Source organism: Terrabacter sp. BE26 (assembly GCF_041941675.1).
Taxonomy (GTDB): Bacteria; Actinomycetota; Actinomycetes; order Actinomycetales; family Dermatophilaceae; genus Terrabacter.
Genome location: NZ_CP090122.1, coordinates 838,489 through 863,485, shown reverse-complemented (window position 1 = coordinate 863,485; position 24,997 = coordinate 838,489). Strand labels below are relative to the sequence as shown.

Sequence of the window (24,997 nt, the reverse complement as noted above, 5' to 3'; positions counted from 1 at the left end):
GTATCGTCGTCCGAGCACAGATCAGGGTGGCCGACCCGGCCACACTTCGGGAAGGCACTCACGCGTGGCTCGACTCTTCGGCACGGACGGCGTCCGTGGTGTGGCAAACCAGGACATCACCGCGGAGCTGGCGTTGGACCTCTCCGTCGCTGCGGCGCACGTCCTCGGGGAGGTGGGCGCGTTCAAGGGCCACCGTCCGGTCGCCGTCGTGGGACGTGACCCACGAGCTTCCGGCGAGTTCCTGGCAGCCGCGACGGTGGCGGGCCTGGCCTCCTCGGGGGTCGACGTGCGCGACGCGGGAGTCCTCCCGACCCCGGCCATCGCCTACCTCGTCGGCGAGCAGGATGCCGACCTCGGGGCAATGCTCTCGGCGTCCCACAACCCGATGCCCGACAACGGCATCAAGTTCTTCGCCCGAGGCGGCCACAAGCTCGCCGACGACCTCGAGGACCGCATCGAGGGACGGCTCCGCGAGGACTGGCAGCGTCCCACCGGCGCGGACGTCGGCCGGATCACGCAGCTGGCCGACGGCGCCGACCGGTATGTCGCCCACCTGCTCTCGGTGCTGCCGAACCGCCTCGACGGGCTCCACATCGTCATCGACGCCGCGCACGGCGCCGCCTTCGAGGTGGCGCCGCGGGCCTTCCGTGAAGCTGGCGCCCGTGTCACCGTGATCGGGGGCGAGCCCGACGGCCTCAACATCAACGACGGCTACGGCTCCACCCACGTCGAGCACCTGCGGCAGGCGGTCGTGGCAGAGCGCGCTGACTTCGGCATCGCCCTCGACGGCGACGCCGACCGCTGCCTGGCCGTGGACGCCACGGGCCGCGACGTCGACGGCGACCAGATCATGGCGATCCTCGCGCTCGCCATGAAGGAGCAGGGGGTCCTGCACGGTGACACGCTGGTCGCGACGGTGATGTCCAACCTCGGCATGATCCAGGCCCTCGGCAGCGCCGGCATCAAGGTCGTGCAGACCGCCGTCGGCGACCGCTACGTGCTCGAGGAGATGAAGACCGGCAGCTACACGCTGGGCGGTGAGCAGTCGGGACACGTCGTCATGCTCGACCACGGGACGACGGGCGACGGCACCCTCACGGGTCTCATGCTGGCCTCGCGCGTCGCGGCCACGGGGCGCACGCTGGCTGACCTCGCCGGCATCATGACCCACTTCCCGCAGGTGCTGGTCAACGTCAAGGACGTCGACAAGTCGGCCCTCGAGGCCAACGCTGCCGTGGCCGACGCCGTGCGCGTCGCGGAGGGCGAGCTGGGCGACAACGGGCGTGTGCTGCTGCGCAAGTCGGGCACCGAGCCGGTCGTGCGCGTCATGGTCGAGGCGGCCGACGGTGAGCAGGCGCGCACCCTGGCCGACCGCCTTGTCGGAGTGGTCAAGGCCGAGCTCTCGCTCTGAGCGGCCCCGTCCGAGCCGGCGCGACGGCATACGCCCTCTGCCCGGGCGGACCTGGACGTACGAAAGGTGCCCACCCGACGACGAACGTCGGGTGGGCACCTGCTCGTCGAGCGAGATCAGTCGACGGACCGGAGCAGTCCCGAGTCGACGTCGTAGACGAAGCCGCCGACGAGGGTGCCCTCGGCGATCAGCGGGTGCGTGCGCACCTTGGCCAGGTCCTCGCGCAGCGCGCGCTCCTGGTCCTCGATGGCGTGGAACGTCATCCACGACGCGTCCTTGCCGGCGCTGGACCCCACCCGCTCGCGCAGCTCGACCTCGCTGTTGGACGCCATCGCGCAGCGGGTGTGTGGGACGACCAGGATTCGGTCGACACCGAGCAGGTGCGTGGCCAGGACCAGCGCCTCCAGGGCCGAGGAGCCCACGCGCCCGCCGGGGTTGCGGAAGATCTTGGCGTCACCCGGCTTCAGGCCGACCAGCCCCAACGGGTCGATGCGGGAGTCCATGCACGTGACGATCGCGACGCCGGCGCGCGCGATGCCGTCGAAGCCCGCCATGTCGAAGGTGTCCGCGTAGGCGCGGTTGGCCGCGAGGAGGTCGTCGAACCCCTTGCCGGCAGAAGCGTTCTGGCTCATCTGTGTCCTCTCTCGTCACTCACTGGAGACCGGGTCGCTTGGAGATCGTGAAGGCCATCGGCTTGCTCACCTCGGCGAAGAAGTCGTTGCCCTTGTCGTCGACGACGATGAAGGCGGGGAAGTCCTCGACCTCGATCTTCCACACCGCCTCCATGCCCAGCTCGGGGTACTCGAGCACCTCGACGTGCTTGATGCAGTCCTGGGCGAGGCGGGCCGCCGGGCCGCCGATCGAGCCGAGGTAGAAGCCGCGGTGCGCCGCGCACGCGTCGGTGACCTGCGTGCTGCGGTTGCCCTTGGCGAGCATGACCCTCGAGCCGCCGGCGGCCTGGAACTGGTCGACGTAGGAGTCCATGCGTCCCGCCGTCGTGGGCCCGAACGAGCCGGACGGCATGCCCTCGGGCGTCTTGGCGGGGCCGGCATAGTAGACGGGGTGGTCCTTGAGGTACTGCGGCATCGGCTCGCCCGCGTCGAGGCGCTCCTTGATCTTGGCGTGGGCGATGTCGCGAGCGACGACGAGCGGGCCGGTCAGCGACAGCCGCGTCTTGACCGGGTGCTTCGACAGCTCGGCCAGGATGTCGTCCATCGGCTGGGTCAGGTCGACCTTGACGACGACGTTGCGGCTCGTGGAGCTGACGCCGATGGCGTCGTCCTCGTGCTCGGCGAGGTCGACGGCTCCGGCGTCGGGCAGGAACCGGGCGGGGTCGGTCTCGAGCTGCTCGATGAAGACGCCGTCGGCGGTGATCTTGCCCAGCACCTGGCGGTCGGCCGAGCACGAGACGGCAATGGCCACAGGCAGGCTCGCGCCGTGGCGGGGGAGACGCACGACCCGGACGTCGTGGCAGAAGTACTTGCCGCCGAACTGGGCGCCGATGCCGAACTGCCGGGTGAGCTCGAGGACCCTCTGCTCGAGCTCGGTGTCGCGGAAGCCGTGAGCGGTGACCGGATCGCCCGACTTGGGGAGCGTGTCGAGGTACTTCGCCGACGCGTACTTGGCTGTCTTGAGGGCGAACTCGGCGCTCGTGCCACCGATCACGATGGCGAGGTGGTAGGGCGGGCACGCTGCGGTGCCGAGGGAGCGCAGCTTCTCGTCGAGGAAGCGCATCATCGCGTCCTCGTTGAGGATCGCCTTGGTCTCCTGGTAGAGGTAGCTCTTGTTGGCGGAGCCGCCACCCTTGGCCATGAAGAGGAACTTGTACTGCGCCTCGTGGCCGGGGGCGGTGTCGGCGTAGAGCTCGACCTGCGCGGGGAGGTTGGAGCCGGTGTTCCTCTCCTCCCACGTCGTGATGGGGGCCATCTGCGAGTAGCGCAGGTTCAGGCGGGTGTATGCGTCGTAGACGCCCTCGCTGATCGCCCGCTCGTCGGTGCCCTGGGTCAGCACGTGCTGGCCACGCTTGCCCATGACGATGGCGGTGCCGGTGTCCTGGCACATCGGCAGCACTCCGCCGGCGGCGATGTTGGCGTTCTTGAGCAGGTCGAGGGCCACGAACTTGTCGTTGTTGCTGGCCTCGTCGTCGTCCAGGATGTTGCGCAGCTGCTGCAGGTGGCCGGGGCGCAGGTAGTGCGCGATGTCGTGCATCGCCGTCTCGGTGAGCAGCCGGAGGGCCTCCGGGTCCACCTCGAGGAAGCTGCGACCCCCCAGCCCCTCGACGGCGCGCACGCCCTCGGTCGTCAGCAGCCGGTAGGGCGTCTCGTCGGCGCCGATGGGCAGCAGGTCCTCGTAGGCGAACTCGGCCATCTCTTCGTGTCCTCGATGTCGTTCCTCGGGGCGGCCCGTCGTGACGGCCCACCCCCGCGCCGTCGTCGCACGACGCCGCCTGCGAGCCTAATCGGTCGCTCCGGCACCGCGGCAGGTGGCTCAGCCGCGCGGCATACGGAGGGAATGCCCGAATCCGGCTCTGGGAGAGGTGGGCCGACCGGGGACAACACGATCCGTGTAGTAACAACTTCGGCAAAACCTTTGTAGAGGTGTGGCGGGTGTCACTGTTGTGGTGTTCAGTGTGATCTACATGACCAAGTGATCGACCGAGGCGGGCGACGAACCGTCAGCAGCAGCACCGCCCGACGGTGACGCCGGGCACACCCTGTTTTGGATCCGGCATGAGACGTGACCGGTCAGCTTTGGGGCCGATGGAGCCCCCAACCCTCCAAGGAGGAGCAGGCATGATCAATCGCAGGTCTGGCGTGACAGCGTTGGTGGGGATCGGTGTCGCCGGTCTTGCAGCGGGGTGTCTGTCGTCGAACACGGGTGGCAGCACCTCCAACGGCTCGGCCGCCAGCGGCCCGGGCAAGACCACCATCGAGGTCATGTACGGCCTCGGCCCGGACACCGAGCCCGGCTTCAAGGCCGACGTGTCGAAGTGGGCGGCCGACAACAAGATCACGGTCAAGTTCACCAAGTCGGCCTCCTGGGACACCGAGATCCGCACCCGCGTGCAGGGCGGCAACCCGCCTGACGTCGGCCTCTTCCCCCAGCCCGGGCTGATGTGCGACCTGGCCAAGCAGAAGAAGCTGATCCCGTTCGACGACGCGACTGTCGCCACCAACAAGGAGACGCTCGTCCCCGGCCTGGTGGAGGCCGGCACGTGCGCCGACGGCAAGGTCTACGGGCTCCCCAACGAGGTCAGCGTCAAGAGCATCCTGTGGACCGACGCCCCGGCCTTCAAGAGCCTCGGCGTCCAGGCCCCCGCCACGCTTGACGACCTGCTCACCCTGACCCAGAAGATCAAGTCCGAGGGCAAGACCCCGTGGTGCATCGCCGCCGAGTCCGGCCAGGCGACCGGCTGGCCGATCACCGACTGGATCGAGGACCTCGTGCTGCGCTTCGCCGGGCCCGAGAACTATGACAAGTGGGTCAAGGGCCAGCTGAAGTTCAACAGCCCGGAGATCAAGCCGGCGTGGGAGTACTTCCAGAAGATCGCCTTCGGCGACGGCTACGTCCGCGGTGGCACCAAGGCGATCCCGGCGACCAACTTCCAGACCGGTGGCAACGCCCTCTTCACCCAGCCCCCCGGCTGCTACCTGTTCAAGCAGGCGACCTTCGTGGCCAACAAGGGCGGCTTCCCCGACGCGGTGATCGCCAAGCTCGACACCGAGACGAACCCGCTGCCCTTCCCGCCGAAGACGGCGGGCGACAACCCGGTGCTCGTCGCCGGTGACCTCGCGGCGGCCTTCAACAACGACGCCAACGTGCTCAAGCTGCGCAACTTCATCGCCAGCAAGGAGAACGGCACCCAGCAGGCCAAGAACGGCGCCTTCTCTCCGCACAAGACGGCCGACGTGTCGCTGCTGCCGAACAAGACGCTGCAGAAGATCGCCTCGGACGTGCTCTACAAGGCGACCGCTGCTCGCTTCGACGGGTCTGACGCCATGCCGGCCAAGGTCGGTGCGGGCACCTTCTGGACCGAGCCGGTCAAGTGGCTCTCGGGCCAGCAGGACCTCGACACGACCCTCAACAACATCGACCAAAGCTTCCCGAAGACCGGTAGCTGACGCGGCCTGACCGCGAGGGCGACCGACCGGGCCGCCCTCGCGGTCGACAGCGCATTCTTTCAACGAAGAGAGGAAGTGCCATGGCCATCAAGATCGCCAACGCGGTGATCGCGATCATCGGGGGCATCGGCGGCGCCATCATCATCTTCTGGATCCTCAACAAGCTGGCCGAGTCGCTCAAGGGCCGGTGGGAGGACCGCGTCAAACCGTGGATGTTCGCGGGGCCGGCGATCCTCGCGATCGCCGTCTACCTCATCTACCCGGCGATCGTGACGATCCAGTACAGCTTCGCCAACGAGGACTCGACGGCGTACGTCGGCTTCCAGAACTACAAGGACCTGCTGACGGACAACTCGTTCCTGCAGGTCCTGCTCAACAACGTGCTGTGGATCATCATCGTGCCCGCGACGACGGTGGTCCTCGGCCTCGGTGTCGCGGTCCTGGCCGACCGTCTGCGGGCCCGAGGCGAGAAGACGACGAAGACGTTCATCTTCCTGCCGATGGCCATCAGCATGGTCGGGGCCGCGACCATCTGGCGCACCGTCTACGACTACCAGCCGGTGGGCGCGCCCCAGACCGGCATCCTCAACGCCATCCTGGGCTTCTTCGGCAAGGAGCCCGTCTTCTGGTACGGACAGAGCACCTTCCACCTCAACAGCCTGCTGCTGATGATCATCCTGATCTGGACGCAGGTCGGCTACTCGATGGTGCTGCTCTCGGCTGCCATCAAGGGCGTCCCCGAGGACACCGTCGAGGCGGGCCGCATCGACGGCGCCGGTGAGCGGCGGATCTTCTTCAACATCATCGTCCCCCAGATCTGGCCGACCGTGATCACGGTCTTCATCACCGTCCTGATCGGCGTCATGAAGGTGTTCGACGTCGTCTACGTGACGACGAACGGCGCCTACAACACCGACGTGATCGGCCGGCGCTTCTACGACGAGCTCTACACCCAGGGCAACAACGGCTACGCGTCGGCGATCGTCGTCATCCTGCTGCTCGCCGTCATCCCGGTACTCATCTACCAGGTCCGCCACTTCAGGGCCGAGGAGGCAGCACGATGACCACCACGTTGCAGCCGGGCACGGGCGCCCCCGCCGACGAGCCCCAGGTCATCCGGCAGAGCAAGCCCGGCTCCGGCACGGGGTCCGCCAACTGGCCGGTGCGCATCGGCCTGCTCGTCCTCTGCGTCGCGTGGATGATCCCGGCGCTCGGCATGCTCGTCAACTCGTTCCGTCCCCGGGACGAGCAGTTCGCCTCGGGTTGGTGGACGGCGTTCTTCAACCCCTTCGGGTCCTCGTGGACGATCCAGAACTACACCACCGTGCTGACCTCGGATGCGGCCGGCATCCCGATGGCGCAGGCCTTCCTCAACAGCCTCATCGTGGCGCTGCCCGCGACCGTGATCCCGATCCTCATCGCGGCCTTCGCGGCCTACGCGTTCACCTTCATGCAGTGGAGGGGCCGCGACGTCGTCTTCGTCATCATCGTGGGACTGCTCGTCGTGCCCAACCAGGTCGCGTTCGTCCCGCTCGTCAAGCTCTACTCGGGCATCGGCCTGAACGGCACCTTCCTCGCCGTGTGGCTCGCACACATCGGGTTCGGCATGCCGCTCGCCATCTACATCCTCCGCAGCTACATGTCGGGCCTGCCCACGGCGGTCATCGAGTCGGCGAAGATCGACGGCGCGAGCCACTTCACGACGTTCTGGCGGCTCATCATGCCGATGTCGATGCCGGCGCTGGCCTCGTTCGCCATCTTCCAGTTCCTGTGGGTGTGGAACGACCTGCTCGTCGCCCTGATCTTCCTCGGCCGCGGCGAGAACACCGTCGCGACGGTGGCCCTGCAAGGCTTGCAGGGACAGACCGGAGCGGGCCGGGAGCTCATCCCGGCAGCCGGCTACATCACGATCATCGTCCCGATCATCGTGTTCCTCTCGCTGCAGCGGTACTTCATCCGCGGCATGACCTCGGGAGCCGTCAAGGGCTGACGCTCCACACGTCGAAGGGTCGTGGTCTCTGCGGAGCTGCGGCCCTTCGTCATGGGGCGGGTGGCTGCAGCGGAACAGAACCGGCTCTCCGGGGTCAGGCAGGTCGGGCAGGTCAGGCAGGTCGTTGCCCGACGCCCGGGCGGCGCTCCTGCGGCTCGGGTCCGACGGCGCTCGCGCCGTCGGCGTGCCGGGGCCGGTGGAGCGACGCGGCGGGCACCAGAGGCAGCTGCGCCGCACCGGTCCCCGGGGCGGCCAGGCGGGCGCTTCGCCAGACGAGGCCGCCGACGATGCCGGCCGCCAGCAGCAGCAGGACGACGACACCCACGACGATGCGGCTGCGCAGGCGGGCAGCGCGCTCGGCACGCTCGGCACGCTCGGCCTCGAGGGCCTCACGTCTGGCGCGGCTCTCGATCAGGCTCTGCTCGTAGGGGCCGATACGACGTCGGGGAGGGGTGGGGTCGGACACGAGGTGTTCCTCACAGGAGGGCGCCCCGACACCGGGGCGTCAGCCGGACCTGCCGGCCGATCTCACCGGCAGGCCGTCCAGCATCGTGCCCGAGTCACCTGGCGCTTGTCGAATGCCCGACAGGTCCCGGGCTCAGGTCGATCCGCGTCGGTGCGTGGGCCCCGGCGCGCTGGACCGTGACGGCGGCGGTGCGCAGGGCGCGGTCCACGGCCGGCAGCACCGCGCCGAGCGTCGCCTGGCGCAGGCGCCCCCGCGCCTCCGGTCCGCCCAGCAGCCCGGCGTCGAGGAGCCCCGACACCAGGCCGGCCATGAAGGAGTCCCCGGCTCCGACGGTGTCGACCACCTGCACCGCCGGTGCCGGAAGCGCCTGCTGCTCACCGGTTGCGGTGACGCGGACGACAGCGCCCTCACCCCCGCGGGTCACCACGAGGAGCGCCGGGCCGAGCTCGCCCCACCCGCGGATCACGGCGTCGAGCGACTCGCCGGGGCACAGCCACGCGATGTCCTCGTCACTGACCTTCACGACATCCGAGAGGGCCACCCCGCTCTCGATCGAGCGGCGCGCCTGCTCGGGTCGACCCATGAGGGAGGGGCGGGCGTTCGGGTCGTAGGACACGGTTGCACCGAGACTGCGCGCCTCGGCGAGGATCTCGCGCACCTGGGCACCGCCGGGCTCCAGCACGGCGCCGATGCTGCCGGTGTGCACGTGGCCGTATGCCGTGAGGCCGGGGACGGGCGCCACCTGCCACTCGAGGTCGAAGACGTACGTCGCGGCGCCGTCGGCGCCGAGCGTCGCGTGGGCGACCGACGTGAAGGCTGCCCCCTGCGAACCCGGGGTCAGGGTGACGCCGCGCTGACGGCATACCTCCTCGATGCGGCGGCCGCGCTCGTCGGTGGCGACCCATGTGGCGAGGTCGACGGGGTGCGCGAGCGCGGCGAGGCCGAAGGCGACGTTGGCGGGGCTGCCGCCCACGTGCTCGATCGTGCTCCCGCCCGGGGTGGTGACCGCGTCGACGAGCGCCTCGCCGACGACGAGGGTTCGCACGGTGGCGGTGGTGTCGGTCACAGCGCGTCTCCTCAGGCGTCGATCATGTCGGTGCTGCCGAACCAGCCGGGCCGGTCGAACCGGTGCTCGCTGTCGATGGTCCGGATGGTGCCGCTGCGCGAGCGCATGACGAGCGAGTTGGTGCGGGCCGACTTCGCGCCGTAGCGGACGCCTCGGAGCAGCTCGCCGTCCGTGATGCCGGTCGCGACGAAGAAGCACTCGCCGACGACGAGGTCGTCGGTGGCGAGGACCCGGTCGAGGTCGTGGCCGGCGTCGAGGGCCTTCTGGCGCTCGTCGTCGTCCCGGGGCCACAGCCGGCCCTGGATGACGCCGCCGGTGCACTTGATCGCGCACGCCGCGATGATGCCCTCGGGTGTGCCGCCGACTCCGAGGAGCAGGTCCACGCCGGTGCCCGGCCGGGCCGCCATGACGGCGCCCGCGACGTCGCCGTCGACGATGTAGCGGATCCGGGCGCCGGTCGCACGGATCTCCTCGGCGAGCCCCTGGTGGCGCGGACGGTCGAGCATCACCACGGTCACGTCGGCGGGCGTCTCCTTCTTCGCCTTGGCGATGCGGCGGATGTTCTCGGCGACGGGAAGGCGGATGTCGACGACGTCGGCGGCGTCCGGGCCCGTCGCGATCTTGTCCATGTAGAAGACGGCGGATGGGTCGTACATCGCGCCGCGGTTGGCCACGGCCATCACCGCGACGGCGTTGTTCATGCCTTTGGCCGTCAGGGTCGTGCCGTCGATCGGGTCCACGGCGACGTCGACCTCGGGACCGGTCCCGTCACCGACCTGCTCGCCGTTGAAGAGCATCGGCGCGTTGTCCTTCTCGCCCTCGCCGATGACGACGACGCCGCGCATGCTGACGGTGGAGATCATCGCGCGCATGGCCTCGACGGCGGCCCCGTCGGCCTTGTTCTTCTCGCCGCGCCCGACCCAGCGGCCCCCGGCCATGGCTGCAGCCTCGGTCACCCTGACCAGCTCGAGGGCGAGGTTGCGATCCGGCTGGCTGTGCTTCATCAAGGTGGTCCTCCGTCGGCGCAGAACGAGTCGGCGCCAGCCTATCGGTGGGCAGGCCCCGGTTTGGACCGCGCCGTCGAGTCGGGGACGATGAAGGCATGAGCACCCCGTCGACGTCGTCGACACCATCGCCTGAGGCCGCCCCTCCAACCCTGGGCGACCCCGGCGACCCCGGCGACCCCGGCGACCCCGGCGACCCGGGCGACCCGGGCGACGTGGGCGACCCGGGCACCGGAGGGCAGCCGGCGCCGGCAGCGCCGCCGAGCCGATACTCGCTCGGGACCTTCCCCAACATGATCCGCTCGATGGTCGTCATCGGCCTGTTCGTGCTCGCCCTGGTGGCGATCGTCCCGAGGGTCAGCCAGGTGCAGCGCCCGGCCGTCGACGCATCCGGCAAGGCGGCCCAGGTCGCGGCCCAGACGTCGTGGTCGTTGGTGATGCCTCAAGGGCTCGGCAAGGGCTGGGTGTCGACCGTCGCGACGTATGCGCCGGGCACTGACCGAGTGCCGACCTTCACCACGGTGTGGACCACACCGACCGGTGCGACCATCGCCCTCAAGCAGGCGGCGGGGGCGACCCAGGGCTGGCTGAGCAGGTCGGTCAACGACGGACAGGCCACCGGGACCGTCACCGTCTCAGGTCGTGGCTTCGAGAAGTACGTGGCGAGTGCCGTGAACCAGATCGCCTATGTCGCCAAGGGCGCCGGGGCCAAGGGAGTCACGGTGGTGGCGAGCGGCACCGCGCCCGAGGACGAGCTCAAGGGCTTCGTGGCCGCGCTCGCCCCCGTCAGACCGGCAACCGGTGTGAAGCCGGCCCCCTCGCCCACGCCGTAGCGCCCGCACCCCTGGCCGCCGTCACCTCGGACGTCAGCGGCGGACTGGCGCGGGACGGCTCAGGAGTCGTCCTCGTCGAAGATCTCGTCGTCGGCGTGCAGCTCGGTGCCGCTCGCGGCGGGTCGGGTGGCCCGCTCGATCTCGGCCTGTGCGCCGTCGAGCCAGGTCGAGCAGTGCGCGGCGAGGGCCTCGCCTCGCCGCCAGAGTTGCATGGAGTCCTCGAGGGGCGCCTGCCCGGCCTCGAGCTTGGCCACGATCGCGATGAGCTCCTCGCGAGCGTCCTCGTAGCGCATGCCGGCGATGTCGGGGAAGCCGTCGGTCGTCGTCGCGTCAGCCATGTGCGCCACCTTACGACCCCGCCCCGTCAGCGGATCCAGCCGCAGAGCGCCCGGCCGTGGAGTCCCCGGCCGCCCGCGACTTCCTCGGCCCGGAGGCCTTGGCGGCCGTGTCGTCGACGCCGGCGCTCACCGGACGCACCCCGAAGTCGCCGCGGGCCACGCGGACCCGCAGCAGCTCGCCGACCCCGACGTCGTCCGGGTCCATGACGATGCGCCCGTCGCGGTGCTGCACGACGGCATACCCCCGCTCGAGCGTCGACTGCGGGGACAGGGCGAGGACCTGGCGGCGCAGGTGCTCGACCTGGTCGCCGGCACGGTGCAGGCGGGCCTCCATGCGAGCCGTCGCACGGACGCGAAGGGCAGCGACCTCCTGCCGGCGGGCGCGCACGAGCGCGACGGGGTCGGCCATCACGGGCCGCGAGACCAGGGAGCGCAGGCCGGACCGCTCCGCCTCGACACGACGGGCCAGCGCGCGGCGGATGCGGTCGCGGGCGGCCTCGACGAGGGCGCGTTCGTGGGCGGCGTCGGGAACGACCTTCTTGCCCGCATCCGTGGGGGTGGATGCGCGCCAGTCGGCGACGAGGTCGAGCAGCGGCTGGTCGACGTCGTGGCCGATGGCGCTGATGACCGGCGTGCGGGCCTGCGCGACGGCCCGGATCATGGCCTCGTTGGAGAAGGGCAGCAGCTCCTCGAGCGCGCCGCCGCCACGCGCGATGACGATGACGTCGACGGCCGGGATCGCGTCGAGCTCGCGCAGCGCCTCGACCACCTCGGTGACCGCCGACGTGCCCTGGACCGCCACCTCGCGGATCTCGAAGGCCACCGCCGGCCAGCGGCGGCGGGCGTTCTCGACCACGTCCTTCTCGGCTGCCGAGTTGCGGCCCGTGATGAGGCCGACGCGGTGGGGGAGGAAGGGGATCGGCCGCTTGCGCTGCGCGTCGAAGACGCCCTCGGCCGCGAGAGTCCGCTTGAGGATCTCGACGCGGGCCAGCAGGTCGCCGATGCCCACCGGCCGGATCTGGCGGGCCTCGAGCTGGAGGGTGCCGCGCTTCGTCCAGAAGGTCGGTTTGGCCTGCAGCACCACCCGTGCGCCCTGGGCGAGCGGGATCGGCATCGCGTTGACCGCGTTCATGGGGACGGACACCGACAGCGACATGTCGACGTCGGGGTCGCGGAGCGTGAGGAACGCGGTGCCGCCGCGCGGGTTGAACTGCACGACCTGGCCCTCGACCCACAGCTGGCTCATCCGGTCGACGTAGTCGGAGATCTTGAGGCTGAGCACCCGGACCGGCCACGGCTGCTCGGCCGTGGTGTCGGCGGCCTTGTCGGGCAGCGGGCTCGTCATGCTCACCCGCGTCACCCTACGGGGCGGCGCCCACGGTCGGACGATGCCGTGGCGCCGCGACGCCGAGCGGCGCGTGAGCACCGCCCGAGCCTGCCCGCGCAGCGCCCGAAGGGAGCGCCGAGCAGCGCCGGAGGGCCCGGCTCAGGCGGCGAATCGGGCACCGGGTGCCGGTCCCCGTACGATGGGAGCATGAGCCAGCCCGCCGAGCAGACGTCCGCCAAGAAGGTCCTCCTCGCGGCGCCACGCGGCTACTGCGCCGGTGTCGACCGGGCCGTCGTGACCGTCGAGAAGGCCCTTGAGCTCTATGGGCCCCCGGTCTACGTCCGCAAGCAGATCGTGCACAACAAGCACGTCGTGACGACGCTCGAGAAGCGCGGCGCGATCTTCGTCGACGAGACCGACGAGGTGCCCGAGGGCGCCACCGTCATCTTCTCCGCGCACGGCGTGGCCCCGGTCGTGCACGACGAGGCGCGCGCTCGCAGCCTCAAGACGATCGACGCCACGTGCCCGCTCGTCACCAAGGTGCACCGGGAGGCAGTGCGCTTCGCCGACGACGACTTCGACATCCTGCTCATCGGCCACGAAGGCCACGAGGAGGTCATCGGCACCTCCGGCGAGGCCCCCGAGCACATCACGCTCGTCGACGGCCCCGACGACGTCGACAACGTCACGGTCCGAGACCCCGAGAAGGTCGTCTGGCTGTCCCAGACCACGCTGTCGGTCGACGAGACCATGGAGACGGTCGCGCGCCTGAAGGAGAAGTTCCCGGCGCTGCAGAGCCCTCCGTCCGACGACATCTGCTACGCCACGCAGAACCGCCAGCTGGCGGTCAAGCAGATGGCGAAGGACACCGACCTCATGATCGTGGTCGGCTCCCGCAACTCCTCCAACTCGGTGCGACTGGTCGAGGTGGCGCTCGAGCACGGTGCCCGGGACGGGCACCTGGTCGACTTCGCCGACGAGATCCAGCCCGAGTGGCTCGAGGGCGTCTCGACGGTCGGCGTCACCTCCGGCGCGAGCGTTCCCGAGGTGCTCGTCCGCGATGTCCTCTCGTGGCTCGCCGAGCACGGCTACGGCGAGGTCGAGCCGGTGGTCGCCGCCGAGGAGTCGCTGCTCTTCTCGCTGCCGCGTGAGCTGCGCCGCGACCTCAAGGCGCGCGACGGGGCGGACGCCGGCACGGTCCGGCACGACGCCGCCTTCGAGGACTCCGGCTCGCTTCACTGACCTCGCCCGTCCCCGAACTGCCACCCAACTGCGCCGTGGCGCAGTTCCAGGGGGGATCGAGGCTGGGCGGGGGCCTGTAGCTGCGCCGTGGCGCAGTTCCAGGGGGGATCGAGGCTGGACGGGACCTGCAACTGCGCCGTAGCGCAGTTTCAGGGGGGATCGAGGCTGGACGGGACCTGCAACTGCGCCGTGGCGCGGTTTCAGGGGGATCGAGGCTGGGCGGGGCCTGCAACTGCGCCGTGGCGCAGTTCCAGCCAGCCGGCACCTGCTCGAACCGGGTCCGGATGGGTCCTCGCCGGTCAGGCGGAGGCCTCTCCTCCGGCGGCCAGTCGGTGCGACGCCTCCCGCTCGAGGTAGGCGTCGTCGCGCGTTGCGCGGCCGAGGTCGTCGGTCAGCTCGGCAGCGCTCAGTGACCGCGGCGCGACCTCGAGCGGCACCAGCGCCGGCGGCTGCTCGCTCGCCAGGTGCAGCTCGTGCATGCGCCGGGCCGTGACGAGGACCCGCGACTCGAGCGTGCCGACGAACTTGTTGTACTGCTCGACCGAGCGCGACAGGGACTGGCCCATCGACGTCACGTGGCCGCCCAGCGTGTTCAGACGTGAGTAGAGCTCCTGGCCGATGGCGAGCAGCTCGCGTGCGTTCTGCTCGAGAGCGTCCTGCTGCCAGATGGCGCCGATGGTGCGCAGCACCGCGAAGAGGGTGCCGGGCGAGGCGAGGACGACCTTGCGCGACAGCGCGTGCTCGTAGAGACCCGGGTCGTCGGAGAGTGCCGTTGCGAGGATGGCCTCGCCGGGGACGAAGCAGATGACGACCTCGGGGGAGCGGGCGAAGGCGGTCCAGTACGCCTTGGCGGCGAGGCCCTCGACGTGCCGGCGCAGGGCCGTCGCGTGCGCAGCCAGCAGCTCGGCGCGCTCGGCCTCCGACACGGTGTCGCCGTGCGCCTGGAGGAAGTGCGACATGGGGGCCTTCGAGTCGACCACCACGTGGCGGGAGCCGGGCAGGTTGACCACCGCGTCCGGCCGCACCGTGGCACCGTGGCGGCTGACCCGGGTCACCTGCTCGTCGAAGTCGCACCGCGCGAGCAGTCCCGCCAGCTCGAGCACCCGGCGCAGCTGGACCTCGCCCCAGGCGCCGCGCACCGTCGAGGCGTTGAGAGCGCTGGCCAGCGTGGCCGTCTCGGACCGCAGCGACTCGGTCGAACGGCTCACCTCGGTCAGGCGCTCGCCGAGCTGGCCGAACTGCAGCGAGCGGTCGCGCTCGAGCGCCCCGACCTGTCGCTCCACCCGGCCGATGGTGTCGCGCAGGGGAGCGAGCAGGCTGGCGGTGGCGTCGTCGACCTCACGAGCCGCCTCGAGATCGCCGACCCGCTCGCGCAGCACGTCGCGCTCGGCCTCGGCCGCGGCGGAGCGGGCGAGCAGGGCCGACCGCGCCGACAGCCAGGCGACGACGGCGCCGACCAGCCCTCCGACGAGGAGCCCGACGAGCAGCGCGGTGGTGTCCATGGCCATACCGTCCCAGAGCGCACCGACACGACCGTGGACCACGCTGGGCGGGTCGCGGCCCAGCACACGGTTCAACCGCCGGACCCGCGACGCCCCCCAGCCGGGTCAGCCGAGCTCGAAGTGCTGGTAGTCCTTATAGTACCAGTTGCCGCCCCAGATGCCCCCGCGGGAAACGACCTGTCGCGTGATCGTCGAGGTCCTGAAGATCATCCCCGCGTCGCGCAGCGACCGGTCGACCCAGCGCAGGCCGTTGGGCGGGTACCACCTCCCGTTGGCCGCGCGGTAGGGGTTGCGCATCGTGTTGACGTCGATGGCCGTGCCGTACGAGTGCGGCGACAGCCGAGAGCTGTTGCCGGTCACGCGCCTGCAGTTGAACGCCGAGGTGTTGTCCGCCTTCATCATCGCCTCGTCGTTGCCGTACCAGAGGTTGGGGTTGTCCATCCGTCGGATGCGGAAGCCAGCGAGGTAGGCCGCCCTGAAGATCGCCGCTGTCTGGGCGGCCTTGTCGTCGCGGACGATGAGCAGACCACGCTTGACCTTGCCGTCGTAGCCGCGGAAGTTCATCTCGACGGCCCGCAGCCTGCTCGGCGGGACCGGGCAGCCGGCCCGGTAGGTGTACCTGACGTCGGCAGCCGTCACCCGACGGATCGTCGCCCGGATCGGGTCGGTCGTCGCGGCCGTCGCCGTGAGCGGGAGGTCCTGGGCGGCGGCCGGGGGCCGTGCGGTCGCGCGGGACGCAGGGGAAGCCGGCGCCTGCGAGGTCAGGAGGAGGGACAGGGTCGTCGCGACGGCGGCGGCGAGCCCGATGCCGCCGCGCCGGTGGGAAGCAGTCATGAGTCGTCCTTCGTCGAGGTCCGACGTGGGCGTGTCTGCTGCGGCGGTGAACGGCCGGGTGGTCGTTCGGTGTCGGCGACGGCACGATCCCCCGAGGGGCCGTGAGGGTGCAGCCTGGTGTCCGTTTGATACCCGTTCGCCCGTTTCGGCAGTCATCTTCCGCGATGCCCTCGTGCTGCCACGGTGCCCGTCTGCTAGACAGACGGCGTGACCGAGTACGACGACGCGACCCGGCTCGAGACCGGCGACGACCCCACGCAGCGGCACGGCACCTTCTCCGAGGAGTGGATGATCGGCAACGCCGTCAACGGCGGCCTCGTCATGACCACCGCACTGCGCGCCCTCGGTGAGCACCTCGCGGCAGACCCGGGCGAGACGACCGAGCACGTCGACCCGGTGGTGCTCTCGGCATACTTCATGACTGCCTCGCAACCCGGCCCGTTCACCGTCACCACGGAGATCATGCGCTGCGGGCGCAAGCTCTCCACCGGGCAGATGACGGTCCACCAGACCGGCGACGACGGGCGGCCGGTGGAGCGGATGCGCGCCATCGGCTCGTTCGGCAACCTCACCGACCTCGACGTGCAGCGCCAGGCGTCCCCGCCCGAGATGCCGCCGCCCGAGGAGTGCCTCTCGGCCGAGCAGGCGCCCCCGGGCTTCCTCTCCAACGCCAAGTTCCTCGACCGCCTTGATCTGCGGCTCGACCCCGACACCGCGGGTTGGGCGCTCGGAAAGCCCTCGATGCGCGGCGTCATGCGGGGCTGGCTTCGCCTTCGGGACGGACGAGAGCCCGACACCACCCTGCTCATGCTGGCGCTCGACGCCCTGCCCCCGGTCGCCTTCGACCTCGGGCTCTTCGGCTGGACGCCCACGCTCGAGTTCACCGGCCACGTGCGCCGAAGGCCCGAGCCGGGCTGGCTGCAGGTCGCGCTCGGCAGCGACACCCTCGGCGGCGGCATGATGGAGGAGGACGCGATGATCTGGGACTCCGCCGGCAACCTCGTCGCCCAGTCGCGCCAGCTCTGCGGCGTGCGCATGCCGCGCTGAGGTCATGACGCGGATGAGCGTCCAGCTGGTCTACGAGACGCACTCGGTCACCGAGGACAACGAGCTGCCGGGACGCCTCTCGGAGCACGGCCGGATGCTCGCCGCCGAGCTGGGTCGGCGCCGCCCTGCCGGCGGGTTCGCGGCCGTCTACTCGTCGGACCTCGCCCGCGCCGTCGAGACGGCCGAGCTGGCGTATGCCGGCAGCGGCGTGCCGCTGCACGCCGACGCCCGTCTGCGCGAGTGCGACTACGGCGCCCTCAACGGGTGCTCCGTGGCCGAGCTGGCACGGCTGCGCCCCCGCCACGTCGACGCGCCCTTCCCAGGCGGGGGCCAGAGCTACCGGGACGCGCTGCCGTGAGCCCGGCGACACGGCACACGCCCTCGTGGTCGGGGGCCCGCCCGAACGCAACTAGACTCTTGTCCTCGTGGCACTCACCATCGGAATCGTCGGTCTACCCAACGTCGGCAAGTCGACGCTCTTCAACGCGCTGACCAAGAACAATGTGCTCGCCGCGAACTACCCGTTCGCGACGATCGAGCCGAACGTCGGCGTCGTGCCACTGCCCGACCCTCGACTGAAGGTGCTCGCCGAGATCTTCAGCTCGGAGAAGATCCTTCCCGCCACCGTCAGCTTCGTCGACATCGCCGGCATCGTGCGCGGCGCGAGCGAGGGGGAGGGGCTCGGCAACAAGTTCCTCGCCAACATCCGTGAGGCCGACGCGATCTGCCAGGTCGTGCGCGCCTTCGAGGACGGCGACGTCGTGCACGTCGACGGCAAGGTCAGCCCGGCGAGCGACATCGAGACGATCCACACCGAGCTCATCCTCGCCGACCTGCAGACCCTCGAGAAGGCCGTGCCGCGCCTCGAGAAGGAGGCCCGGGTCAACAAGGACAAGAAGGCAGCCGTCGACCTCGCGGTTGCCGCCCAGAAGGTCCTCGAAGCGGGCGACACGCTGTATGCCGCCGGGCCGGCCGCCGGGGTCGACCTGGCGGAGGCGAAGCAGCTGGGTCTGCTGACGACCAAGCCGTTCATCTACGTCTTCAACCTCGACGAGGAGCAGCTGGCCGACACCGAGCTGCAGGCGTCGCTGCGCGAGCTCGCCGCTCCCGCCGACGCGGTGTTCCTCAACGCCAAGCTCGAGATGGACCTCATGGAGATGGAGCCGGACGAGGCCCTCGAGCTGCTCCAGAGCTTCGGCGCCGAGGAGTCCGGGCTCGACCAGCTGGCCCGCACCGGCTTCCACACCCTCGGCCTGCAGACCTACCTGACGGCCGGCCCCAAGGAGTCCCGCGCGTGGACCATCGGCAAGGGCTGGACCGCCCCGCAGGCGGCCGGCGTCATCCACACCGACTTCCAGCGCGGCTTCATCAAGGCCGAGGTCGTCAGCTTCGACGACCTGGTGGCGGCCGGGAACATGAACGCCGCCAAGGCAGCCGGCAAGGTGCGCATCGAGGGCAAGGACTACGTCATGACCGACGGCGACGTCGTGGAGTTCCGCTTCAACGTCTGAGACCTGGTGCACCGACGGGGGCGGATCCATCGATCCGCGGGTGCGGCCAGGGGCGCACGGATAGGCTGATAGGTGGCCTCGGGTAGGCCGGGGCTCCCTTTCTCCCAAGGGGGAAGCCGTGAGAAGACTCGTTTCCACTCTTGCCGCGCTCGCGCTCGCCGCCGCTGTGCCGGTGGCCGCCGCCGGGAGCGCCTCCGCCCACGAGGGCGATCACCACCACGTCACGACGGTCTGGGTCAAGGGGGACGGCTCTCATGTGTCGCTGAGCCGCTCGCACGTCGACGCGGGCCCCGTCATCTTCCATCAGTCCACCTCGAACTCCGGGCCCGGAGGAAGCCAGATCAGTCTCTTCCGGCTCCTCGGCAAGGCCACGGTCAACACGTTCAAGGCAGACCTGGCCCACGAGTTCTCGTCGAACCCGGCCACCGCCGCCAAGGGCACCCGAGAGCTCAATCGCGACATCAGGGCGGCCGGGCTGGCAGACGTCCAGAAGGGCTACCCGGCCTCCGTCCGGGTCAACCTGCGACCCGGCACGTACTACCTGATGGACCTCGGGAGCTTCTTCGGGGCCACGGGTCCGTCGGGAGCGCCCAACCCCGCGCTCACCAGGCTCGTCGTGCGCGGCACCGAACGGGACAGTGCGGCCTGGAAGGACGACTCGGGTTGGGACACACCCACCATCTGGCTCACCTCCGCGGACCGCTTCGTCGGACCGAGCCATCTGCCGGCAGACGGGAGCGTGACCTTCCGCAACGTCGCTGACACGATCCACATCGCGCAGTTCTCGCCGGTGAAGAAGGGCACGACCGACGCGCAGGTCCAGGCGTACTACGACTCCGGGGTGATGACCCCGCCGCCGTTCGCGCTCAACGGGCCCTCCTTCGGTCTGGACGTCCTGTCCGGTGGCACCCACGCCACCCTGACCTACGACATGCCGCCGGGCACCTACGTCCTGCAGTGCTTCGTGGCCGATGACGTCACCGGTATGCCGCACGCCATCATGGGGATGCACAAGGTCGTCGTCCTGAAGTGACCTAGCGGTCCGACGAGCGACGCACATCCCGGCCGTCCGGGTCACCGGTGCCCGGACGGCCCCTCCAGTCCTGTGCTTCGCTGGCGGCCATCTCGTAGTTGAACGCCAGGCGCCGCCACCGGTCCCTGTCGGCTCGCAGGTTGGCGTGCTCGGCGTCGGCCGCCGCCATGACGGCCGCGTATGCCGCGTGCCACCAACCTGGCGGGCCACCGACCGACGACCGCAGCCATGCCAAGGCATCCCGGTAGGGGTCGATGCGCTCCCCGATGGCGGCCGGCCGGGAGCCGTTCGAGTGGCCGTCTGTTGCGTCTTTCACTGTTCCTCCTGCGCCGGGCGCACACGAGTTCACACCTCGAAGGGATGGTCACCCCGAGTGCGCGCGCTGCGGCCGACGATCTTTCTCCTACCCATCGCGCCCCGGCTCATCGACCTCATGGGCCCGTTCTCGTGGCGTGGGGACAACCGCCCGGCGTCGTCACACGTGTGGCGATGCGCGCACCCGGTCCCCAACGGGCGTCGCTCATCCCACGGGGGTGATGCGCCGGGCACGGCATCCAGGGGACGTTACGGGTGACGACGTGACGTGACGTGAGGTGATGCCGGTGATGCAGCGGGTTCCAGGGGTCGCGCTGCTCAGGTCATACCGCCGGGAGTGGCTCGCCAAGGACCTCGTCGCAGGAGTGGTCCTGACGACGCTGCTCGTACCCCAGGGCATGGCCTACGCGGAACTGGCCGGCCTGCCGCCGATCACGGGCCTCTACACGACGATCATGTGCCTGCTCGCCTATGCCGTCTTCGGCCCGTCGCGGATCCTCGTGCTGGGGCCGGACTCCTCGCTCGGTCCCATGATCGCCGCGACGGTGCTGCCTCTCGTCGGCGCGGGCGGCGACCCGCAGAGAGCCGTCGCGCTGGCGTCGGTGCTCGCGATCCTGGTGGCCGCGATCATGATCGTGGCAGCGGTGGCCAGGCTGGGCTTCGTCGCGGACCTGCTGTCCAAGCCGACGATGCTCGGCTACATGAACGGCCTGGCCCTGACCATTCTCGTGGGCCAGCTGCCGAAGCTCTTCGGGTTCAAGGTGGACGCCGACGGGTTGGTCGGAGAGGTCGTCGGCTTCGTGCAGGGGGTGGCCCACGGCGAGGCAGTCCCTGCGGCGGTGGCGGTCGGCGTGGTCGGCATCGCCCTGGTCCTCGCGCTCCAGCGCTGGGTGCCGCGCGTGCCCGCCATCATGGTGATGGTCGTGCTGGCGATCATCGCGACATCCGTCTTCGGGCTGGCCGCACGCGGCGTCGACCTCGTGGGAGTCCTTCCGAAGGGGTTCCCGCCGTTCACGATCCCGGAGATCCAACGTGGGGACATCGCGCTGCTCCTCGGCGGAGCCATCGGCATCGCGACGATATCGCTCGCCGACACGATCTCCACGTCGTCGGCGTTCGCCGCGAGGAGCGGCCAGGAGGTCCACGGGAACCAGGAGATGATCGGCATCGGGGCGGCGAACCTCGCCGCGGGCCTGTTCCAGGGGTTCCCGGTGAGCACCAGCGGCTCGCGCACCGCCGTCGCCGAGCGCTCCGGCGCCAAGACGCAGCTGACCGGGGTCGTCGGGGCCGGTCTGATCATCGTGATGATCGTGCTGGTCCCGGGGCTGCTGCAGAACCTCCCGCAGCCGGCGCTCGCCGCCGTCGTCATCACCGCGTCGCTGTCGCTCGCCGACGTCCCCGGCACCGTGCGCCTGTGGAGGCAGCGGCGGGTCGAGTTCGTCCTGTCGATCGCGGCGTTCCTCGGCGTCGCGCTGCTCGGCGTGCTGCCCGGCATCGCCATCGCGATCGGCCTGTCGATCCTCAACGTCTTCCGGCGGGCGTGGCTGCCCTACGAGACCGTCCTGGGGAAGGTCGACGGGCTCGAGGGGTACCACGACGTGCGCTCGTACCCGGACGCGCGGCGCCTCCCGGGCCTGGTGATCTACCGCTTCGACGCGCCGTTGTTCTTCGCCAACGCCAAGACCTTCCGCGACGAGATCAGGAAGCTCGCGCGGACCGAACCCCCTCCGCGGTGGATCCTCGTGGCGGCGGAGCCGATCACCGATGTCGACACCACCGCGTCCGACGTGCTCCTGGAGCTCGACGAGGAGCTGGACCGCGCCGGCACCCACCTGGTGTTCGCCGAGCTCAAGGACCCGGTCCGGCGCAAGATCGACCGGTACGGGCTCACCCGCCAGATCGAGGCCCGGCACTTCTTCCCGACGCTCGAGTCGGCAGTGAGCGCCTACCAGCTGGAGACCGGCGCGCACTGGCAGCGAAGCGAGGCCAGCCGGACCGCCTCCGCCTCGGAGTCCGCGGGACGAGACACGTTCATTTGACTCGTTCCAGAACACGGGACATCCTGCTCGCATGACCACGGACTTCAGCTCCGTGTTGCGCGAGGCCTCCTTGCGCGTGACTCGCCCACGACTGGCCGTCCTGGCCGCGGTGCACCAGCGCCCGCACGTCGACACCGAAGCGGTGATCGACCGCGTGCGCGCCGACCTGGGCACCGTCTCGCACCAAGCCGTCTACGACGTCCTGCGGGCGCTGACCGCTGCGGGCCTGCTGCGGCGCATCCAGCCCGCCGGCGGCCCTGCCCTCTACGAGGCGCGGGTGGACGACAACCACCACCACGTCGTATGCCGTTCGTGCGGTGCCGTCGCCGACGTGGACTGCGCGACGGGTCAGGCCCCGTGCCTCGCCGCCCCCGCCGACCACGGCTTCTCGATCGACGAGGCCGAGGTCACCTACTGGGGCACCTGCCCCGACTGCTCCACCGACCACCCACTGAAGTGACACCGAAGCCCGGAAGGAAGCCCTCATGACCGAGAGCCAGGACAGCATCACGCCAGAGAGCCCACAGGGAGTGGGCCGCAAGGACGAGGCCGGATGCCCGGTCATGCACGACTCGGCCGCGGCGAGGCGCAGCGAGAGCGAGAACCCTGCGATCCCCTCGCCCACTCCCAAGACCGGTGGCCGTCCGCACACGATCAAGGACTGGTGGCCCAACCACCTCGACCTCTCGGTGCTCAAGGCGCACTCGCCGCAGGGCAACCCGCTCGGGGAGGGGTTCGACTACGCCAAGGAGTTCGAGAAGCTCGACCTCGAGGGGATCAAGCACGACATCGCCGAGGTGCTGCACACCTCGCAGGACTGGTGGCCCGCCGACTTCGGCCACTACGGCGGCCTGATGATCCGCATGAGCTGGCACGCCGCCGGCACGTACCGCATCTTCGACGGGCGTGGTGGCGCCGGTGACGGCGCGCAGCGGTTCGCGCCGCTCAACAGCTGGCCCGACAACGCCAACCTCGACAAGGCCCGCCGCCTGCTGTGGCCGGTGAAGCAGAAGTACGGCCAGAAGATCTCGTGGGCCGACCTGATCGTCCTCGCCGGCAACGTGGCGCTCGAGGACATGGGCTTCGAGACCTTCGGCTTCGGATTCGGCCGCGAGGACGTCTGGGAGCCGGAGGAGGTCTTCTGGGGTCCGGAGGACACCTGGCTCGGTGACGAGCGATACACGGGCGAGCGCGAGCTCGAGGAGACCCTCGGCGCCGTGCAGATGGGCCTGATCTACGTCAACCCGGAGGGGCCCAACGGCAACCCGGACCCGGTGGCCTCGGCGAAGGACATCCGGGTGACCTTCGCCCGCATGGCGATGAACGACGAGGAGACCGTGGCCCTGATCGCCGGTGGCCACACCTTCGGCAAGACCCACGGCGCCGGTGACCCCGACCTCGTCGGTCCCGAGCCGGAGGGTGCTCCCATCGAGGAGCAGGGGCTCGGCTGGAAGAGCGCCTACGAGTCCGGCAAGGGCAAGGACGCCATCACCTCGGGGCTCGAGGTGACGTGGACCTACCACCCGACCCGCTGGGACAACGAGTTCTTCGAGATCCTCTTCGGCTACGAGTGGGAGCTGGAGAAGTCCCCGGCCGGTGCGAACCAGTGGGTTGCCAAGGACGCCGAGGCGCTCGTCACCGGTCCGACCGCGGACTCGCCCAAGCGCCGCCCGACGATGCTGACCTCCGACCTGGCGCTGCGCTTCGACCCGGAGTACGAGAAGATCTCGCGCCGCTTCCTCGAGAACCCCGAGGAGTTCCGCCTCGCCTTCGCCAAGGCCTGGTACAAGCTGCTCCACCGCGACATGGGTCCCGTCTCGCGCTACCTCGGCCCGTGGGTGCCCGAGCCCCAGCTGTGGCAGGACCCCGTGCCGCCCGCCCCGGCCGAGCTCGTCGGTGACGCCGACGTCGCAGCCCTCAAGGCCGCCGTGCTGGCCTCGGGCCTGTCCGTGTCCGAGCTCGTCTCGACGGCGTGGGCCTCTGCGGCCAGCTTCCGGTACACCGACAGGCGCGGCGGCGCCAACGGTGCCCGCATCCGCCTCGAGCCGCAGCGCAGCTGGACCGCCAACCAGCCCGAGCAGCTCGCCAAGGTCCTCGGCAGGCTCGAGGAGGTCCGGGCCGAGTTCAACGGCCGGGGCGGTGCCCAGGTGTCGCTGGCCGACCTCATCGTGCTCGCCGGTTCGGCAGCGGTCGAGAAGGCCGCCAAGGATGCGGGTGTGGAGGTGACCGTGCCCTTCCACCCAGGACGCACCGACGCCTCGCAAGAGCAGACCGACGTGGACTCGTTCCGGGTCCTCGAGCCCCGTGCCGACGGCTTCCGCAACTACCTGCGCGACGGCGAGAAGCTCGAGCCCGAGGTGCTGCTCGTGGATCGGGCGTACATGCTGAACCTCACGCCGCCCGAGATGACCGTCCTCGTCGGCGGACTGCGGGCCCTGGGCAACAACCACGGCGGCGTCGCGCACGGCGTGCTGACCGACCGGCCCGGGCAGCTGACCAACGACTTCTTCGTCAACCTGCTCGCCCCCGGCACGCAGTGGAGGGCATCGAAGTCCGAGGAGAACGTCTACGACATCCTCGACGCCTCGACGGGTGACCGGAAGTGGACCGCCACCGCAGTCGACCTGATCTTCGGCTCCAACTCGGAGCTGCGGGCCCTCAGCGAGGTCTACGCCAGCGACGACGCACGTGAGAAGTTCGTGCGCGACTTCGCGGCCGCGTGGACCAAGGTGATGGAGCTCGACCGGTTCGACCTGCGCTGACCCGCCTGACGAGCGCACGACCCCATGCGAAGCGGGGCCTCATCCACCTGGAGGGGCTCCGCTTCGCTGTAGTGAACCTTTTTGCAGACTTTTCCGGACGGATCGCCAGCGCCGCCCTAGCCTAAGGACACCGGCGTCGAGGCCGGGTGGGCCCGG

At 70.3% G+C, this 24,997-nt stretch carries 23 protein-coding genes; 13 read left to right on the top strand and 10 right to left on the bottom strand.

Annotated elements, in window-relative coordinates:
* Nucleotides 1-64: 64 nt before the first annotated feature.
* Nucleotides 65-1,411: a phosphoglucosamine mutase gene (gene glmM, locus LQK93_RS04010; RefSeq protein ID WP_374970281.1), complete on the top strand. Its 1,347-nt coding sequence runs from the start codon at nucleotides 65-67 to the stop codon at nucleotides 1,409-1,411.
* A 116-nt stretch (nucleotides 1,412-1,527) separates the two neighbouring features.
* Here the strand turns inward: glmM and LQK93_RS04005 are convergent, their stop codons facing one another.
* Nucleotides 1,528-2,043, bottom strand: a complete 516-nt coding sequence (locus LQK93_RS04005; RefSeq protein WP_374970280.1) for a beta-class carbonic anhydrase — start codon at nucleotides 2,041-2,043, stop codon at nucleotides 1,528-1,530.
* 19 nt (nucleotides 2,044-2,062) lie between these two features.
* Complete coding sequence (locus tag LQK93_RS04000) at nucleotides 2,063-3,778, bottom strand: fumarate hydratase (RefSeq protein WP_374970279.1); 1,716 nt, start codon at nucleotides 3,776-3,778, stop codon at nucleotides 2,063-2,065.
* Between the two features lie 425 nt (nucleotides 3,779-4,203).
* Here LQK93_RS04000 and LQK93_RS03995 point away from each other — a divergent pair, with 425 nt between their 5' ends.
* The 3 genes from LQK93_RS03995 (at nucleotide 4,204) to LQK93_RS03985 (ending at nucleotide 7,522) form a co-directional block, all read left to right on the top strand.
* Complete coding sequence (locus LQK93_RS03995; protein ID WP_374970278.1) at nucleotides 4,204-5,532, top strand: ABC transporter substrate-binding protein; 1,329 nt, start codon at nucleotides 4,204-4,206, stop codon at nucleotides 5,530-5,532.
* Between the two features lie 80 nt (nucleotides 5,533-5,612).
* A complete protein-coding gene (locus tag LQK93_RS03990) occupies nucleotides 5,613-6,596 on the top strand; it encodes a carbohydrate ABC transporter permease (protein WP_374970277.1) in 984 nt (327 codons plus the stop codon).
* Nucleotides 6,593-7,522 (top strand): carbohydrate ABC transporter permease, encoded by a 930-nt coding sequence (locus LQK93_RS03985; RefSeq protein ID WP_374970276.1) that lies wholly within the window; start codon nucleotides 6,593-6,595, stop codon nucleotides 7,520-7,522. The genes LQK93_RS03990 and LQK93_RS03985 overlap by 4 nt, the downstream gene beginning before the upstream one ends.
* Before the next feature lie 112 nt (nucleotides 7,523-7,634).
* Here the strand turns inward: LQK93_RS03985 and LQK93_RS03980 are convergent, their stop codons facing one another.
* The 3 genes from LQK93_RS03980 to glpX form a co-directional block, all read right to left on the bottom strand.
* Nucleotides 7,635-7,988: a hypothetical protein gene (locus LQK93_RS03980; RefSeq protein ID WP_374970275.1), complete on the bottom strand. Its 354-nt coding sequence runs from the start codon at nucleotides 7,986-7,988 to the stop codon at nucleotides 7,635-7,637.
* 94 nt (nucleotides 7,989-8,082) lie between these two features.
* Nucleotides 8,083-9,054 (bottom strand): carbohydrate kinase, encoded by a 972-nt coding sequence (locus LQK93_RS03975; RefSeq protein WP_374970274.1) that lies wholly within the window; start codon nucleotides 9,052-9,054, stop codon nucleotides 8,083-8,085.
* A gap of 11 nt (nucleotides 9,055-9,065) precedes the next feature.
* Nucleotides 9,066-10,058, bottom strand: coding sequence for a class II fructose-bisphosphatase (gene glpX / locus LQK93_RS03970; RefSeq protein ID WP_374970273.1), 993 nt, complete (start codon nucleotides 10,056-10,058; stop codon nucleotides 9,066-9,068).
* A gap of 293 nt (nucleotides 10,059-10,351) precedes the next feature.
* Here glpX and LQK93_RS03965 point away from each other — a divergent pair, with 293 nt between their 5' ends.
* Complete coding sequence (locus tag LQK93_RS03965; RefSeq protein WP_374970272.1) at nucleotides 10,352-10,891, top strand: DUF4245 family protein; 540 nt, start codon at nucleotides 10,352-10,354, stop codon at nucleotides 10,889-10,891.
* 59 nt (nucleotides 10,892-10,950) lie between these two features.
* Here the strand turns inward: LQK93_RS03965 and LQK93_RS03960 are convergent, their stop codons facing one another.
* Both LQK93_RS03960 and xseA read right to left on the bottom strand, forming a co-directional pair.
* On the bottom strand, nucleotides 10,951-11,229 hold the full coding sequence (locus tag LQK93_RS03960; RefSeq protein ID WP_374970271.1) for an exodeoxyribonuclease VII small subunit: 279 nt from the start codon (nucleotides 11,227-11,229) through the stop codon (nucleotides 10,951-10,953).
* Nucleotides 11,230-11,239: 10 nt separating this feature from the next.
* Nucleotides 11,240-12,574 (bottom strand): exodeoxyribonuclease VII large subunit, encoded by a 1,335-nt coding sequence (xseA, locus tag LQK93_RS03955; protein WP_374971446.1) that lies wholly within the window; start codon nucleotides 12,572-12,574, stop codon nucleotides 11,240-11,242.
* A 189-nt stretch (nucleotides 12,575-12,763) separates the two neighbouring features.
* On the opposite strand from xseA, the gene LQK93_RS03950 reads away from it, so the two are divergent.
* Nucleotides 12,764-13,798, top strand: a complete 1,035-nt coding sequence (locus LQK93_RS03950) for a 4-hydroxy-3-methylbut-2-enyl diphosphate reductase (protein WP_374970270.1) — start codon at nucleotides 12,764-12,766, stop codon at nucleotides 13,796-13,798.
* A gap of 299 nt (nucleotides 13,799-14,097) precedes the next feature.
* Here LQK93_RS03950 and LQK93_RS03945 read toward each other — a convergent pair whose 3' ends face one another.
* The gene (locus LQK93_RS03945; RefSeq protein ID WP_374970269.1) at nucleotides 14,098-15,300 is read right to left on the bottom strand and encodes a DNA recombination protein RmuC; all 1,203 of its coding nucleotides are present in this window, start codon (nucleotides 15,298-15,300) and stop codon (nucleotides 14,098-14,100) included.
* 105 nt (nucleotides 15,301-15,405) lie between these two features.
* Entirely contained in the window at nucleotides 15,406-16,134 is a 729-nt protein-coding gene (locus LQK93_RS03940) for a M15 family metallopeptidase (RefSeq protein ID WP_374970268.1), read from the bottom strand.
* A 207-nt stretch (nucleotides 16,135-16,341) separates the two neighbouring features.
* Between LQK93_RS03940 and LQK93_RS03935 the strand changes: the two genes are divergently transcribed.
* From LQK93_RS03935 to LQK93_RS03920, 4 genes are all read left to right on the top strand, one after another.
* Nucleotides 16,342-17,181, top strand: a complete 840-nt coding sequence (locus LQK93_RS03935; protein ID WP_374970267.1) for a thioesterase family protein — start codon at nucleotides 16,342-16,344, stop codon at nucleotides 17,179-17,181.
* Between the two features lie 13 nt (nucleotides 17,182-17,194).
* Nucleotides 17,195-17,539, top strand: a complete 345-nt coding sequence (locus LQK93_RS03930) for a histidine phosphatase family protein (protein WP_374970266.1) — start codon at nucleotides 17,195-17,197, stop codon at nucleotides 17,537-17,539.
* Nucleotides 17,540-17,606: 67 nt separating this feature from the next.
* A complete protein-coding gene (ychF, locus tag LQK93_RS03925; protein ID WP_374970265.1) occupies nucleotides 17,607-18,692 on the top strand; it encodes a redox-regulated ATPase YchF in 1,086 nt (361 codons plus the stop codon).
* A gap of 118 nt (nucleotides 18,693-18,810) precedes the next feature.
* Nucleotides 18,811-19,725 (top strand): hypothetical protein, encoded by a 915-nt coding sequence (locus tag LQK93_RS03920; protein ID WP_374970264.1) that lies wholly within the window; start codon nucleotides 18,811-18,813, stop codon nucleotides 19,723-19,725.
* A 1-nt stretch (nucleotide 19,726) separates the two neighbouring features.
* On the opposite strand, the gene LQK93_RS03915 is transcribed toward LQK93_RS03920, so the two are convergent.
* On the bottom strand, nucleotides 19,727-20,041 hold the full coding sequence (locus LQK93_RS03915) for a hypothetical protein (RefSeq protein WP_374970263.1): 315 nt from the start codon (nucleotides 20,039-20,041) through the stop codon (nucleotides 19,727-19,729).
* 289 nt (nucleotides 20,042-20,330) lie between these two features.
* Here LQK93_RS03915 and LQK93_RS03910 point away from each other — a divergent pair, with 289 nt between their 5' ends.
* Genes LQK93_RS03910 through katG form a run of 3 tightly spaced genes read left to right on the top strand, consistent with a single transcriptional unit; the run spans nucleotide 20,331 to nucleotide 24,841 of the window.
* Nucleotides 20,331-22,079 (top strand): SulP family inorganic anion transporter, encoded by a 1,749-nt coding sequence (locus tag LQK93_RS03910; protein WP_374970262.1) that lies wholly within the window; start codon nucleotides 20,331-20,333, stop codon nucleotides 22,077-22,079.
* Nucleotides 22,080-22,110: 31 nt separating this feature from the next.
* The gene (locus LQK93_RS03905; RefSeq protein ID WP_374970261.1) at nucleotides 22,111-22,539 is read left to right on the top strand and encodes a Fur family transcriptional regulator; all 429 of its coding nucleotides are present in this window, start codon (nucleotides 22,111-22,113) and stop codon (nucleotides 22,537-22,539) included.
* Between the two features lie 25 nt (nucleotides 22,540-22,564).
* Nucleotides 22,565-24,841 carry a catalase/peroxidase HPI gene (gene katG / locus LQK93_RS03900; RefSeq protein ID WP_374970260.1) on the top strand — a complete coding sequence of 759 codons (2,277 nt, stop codon included), beginning with the start codon at nucleotides 22,565-22,567 and terminating at the stop codon, nucleotides 24,839-24,841.
* Nucleotides 24,842-24,997 lie beyond the last annotated feature (156 nt).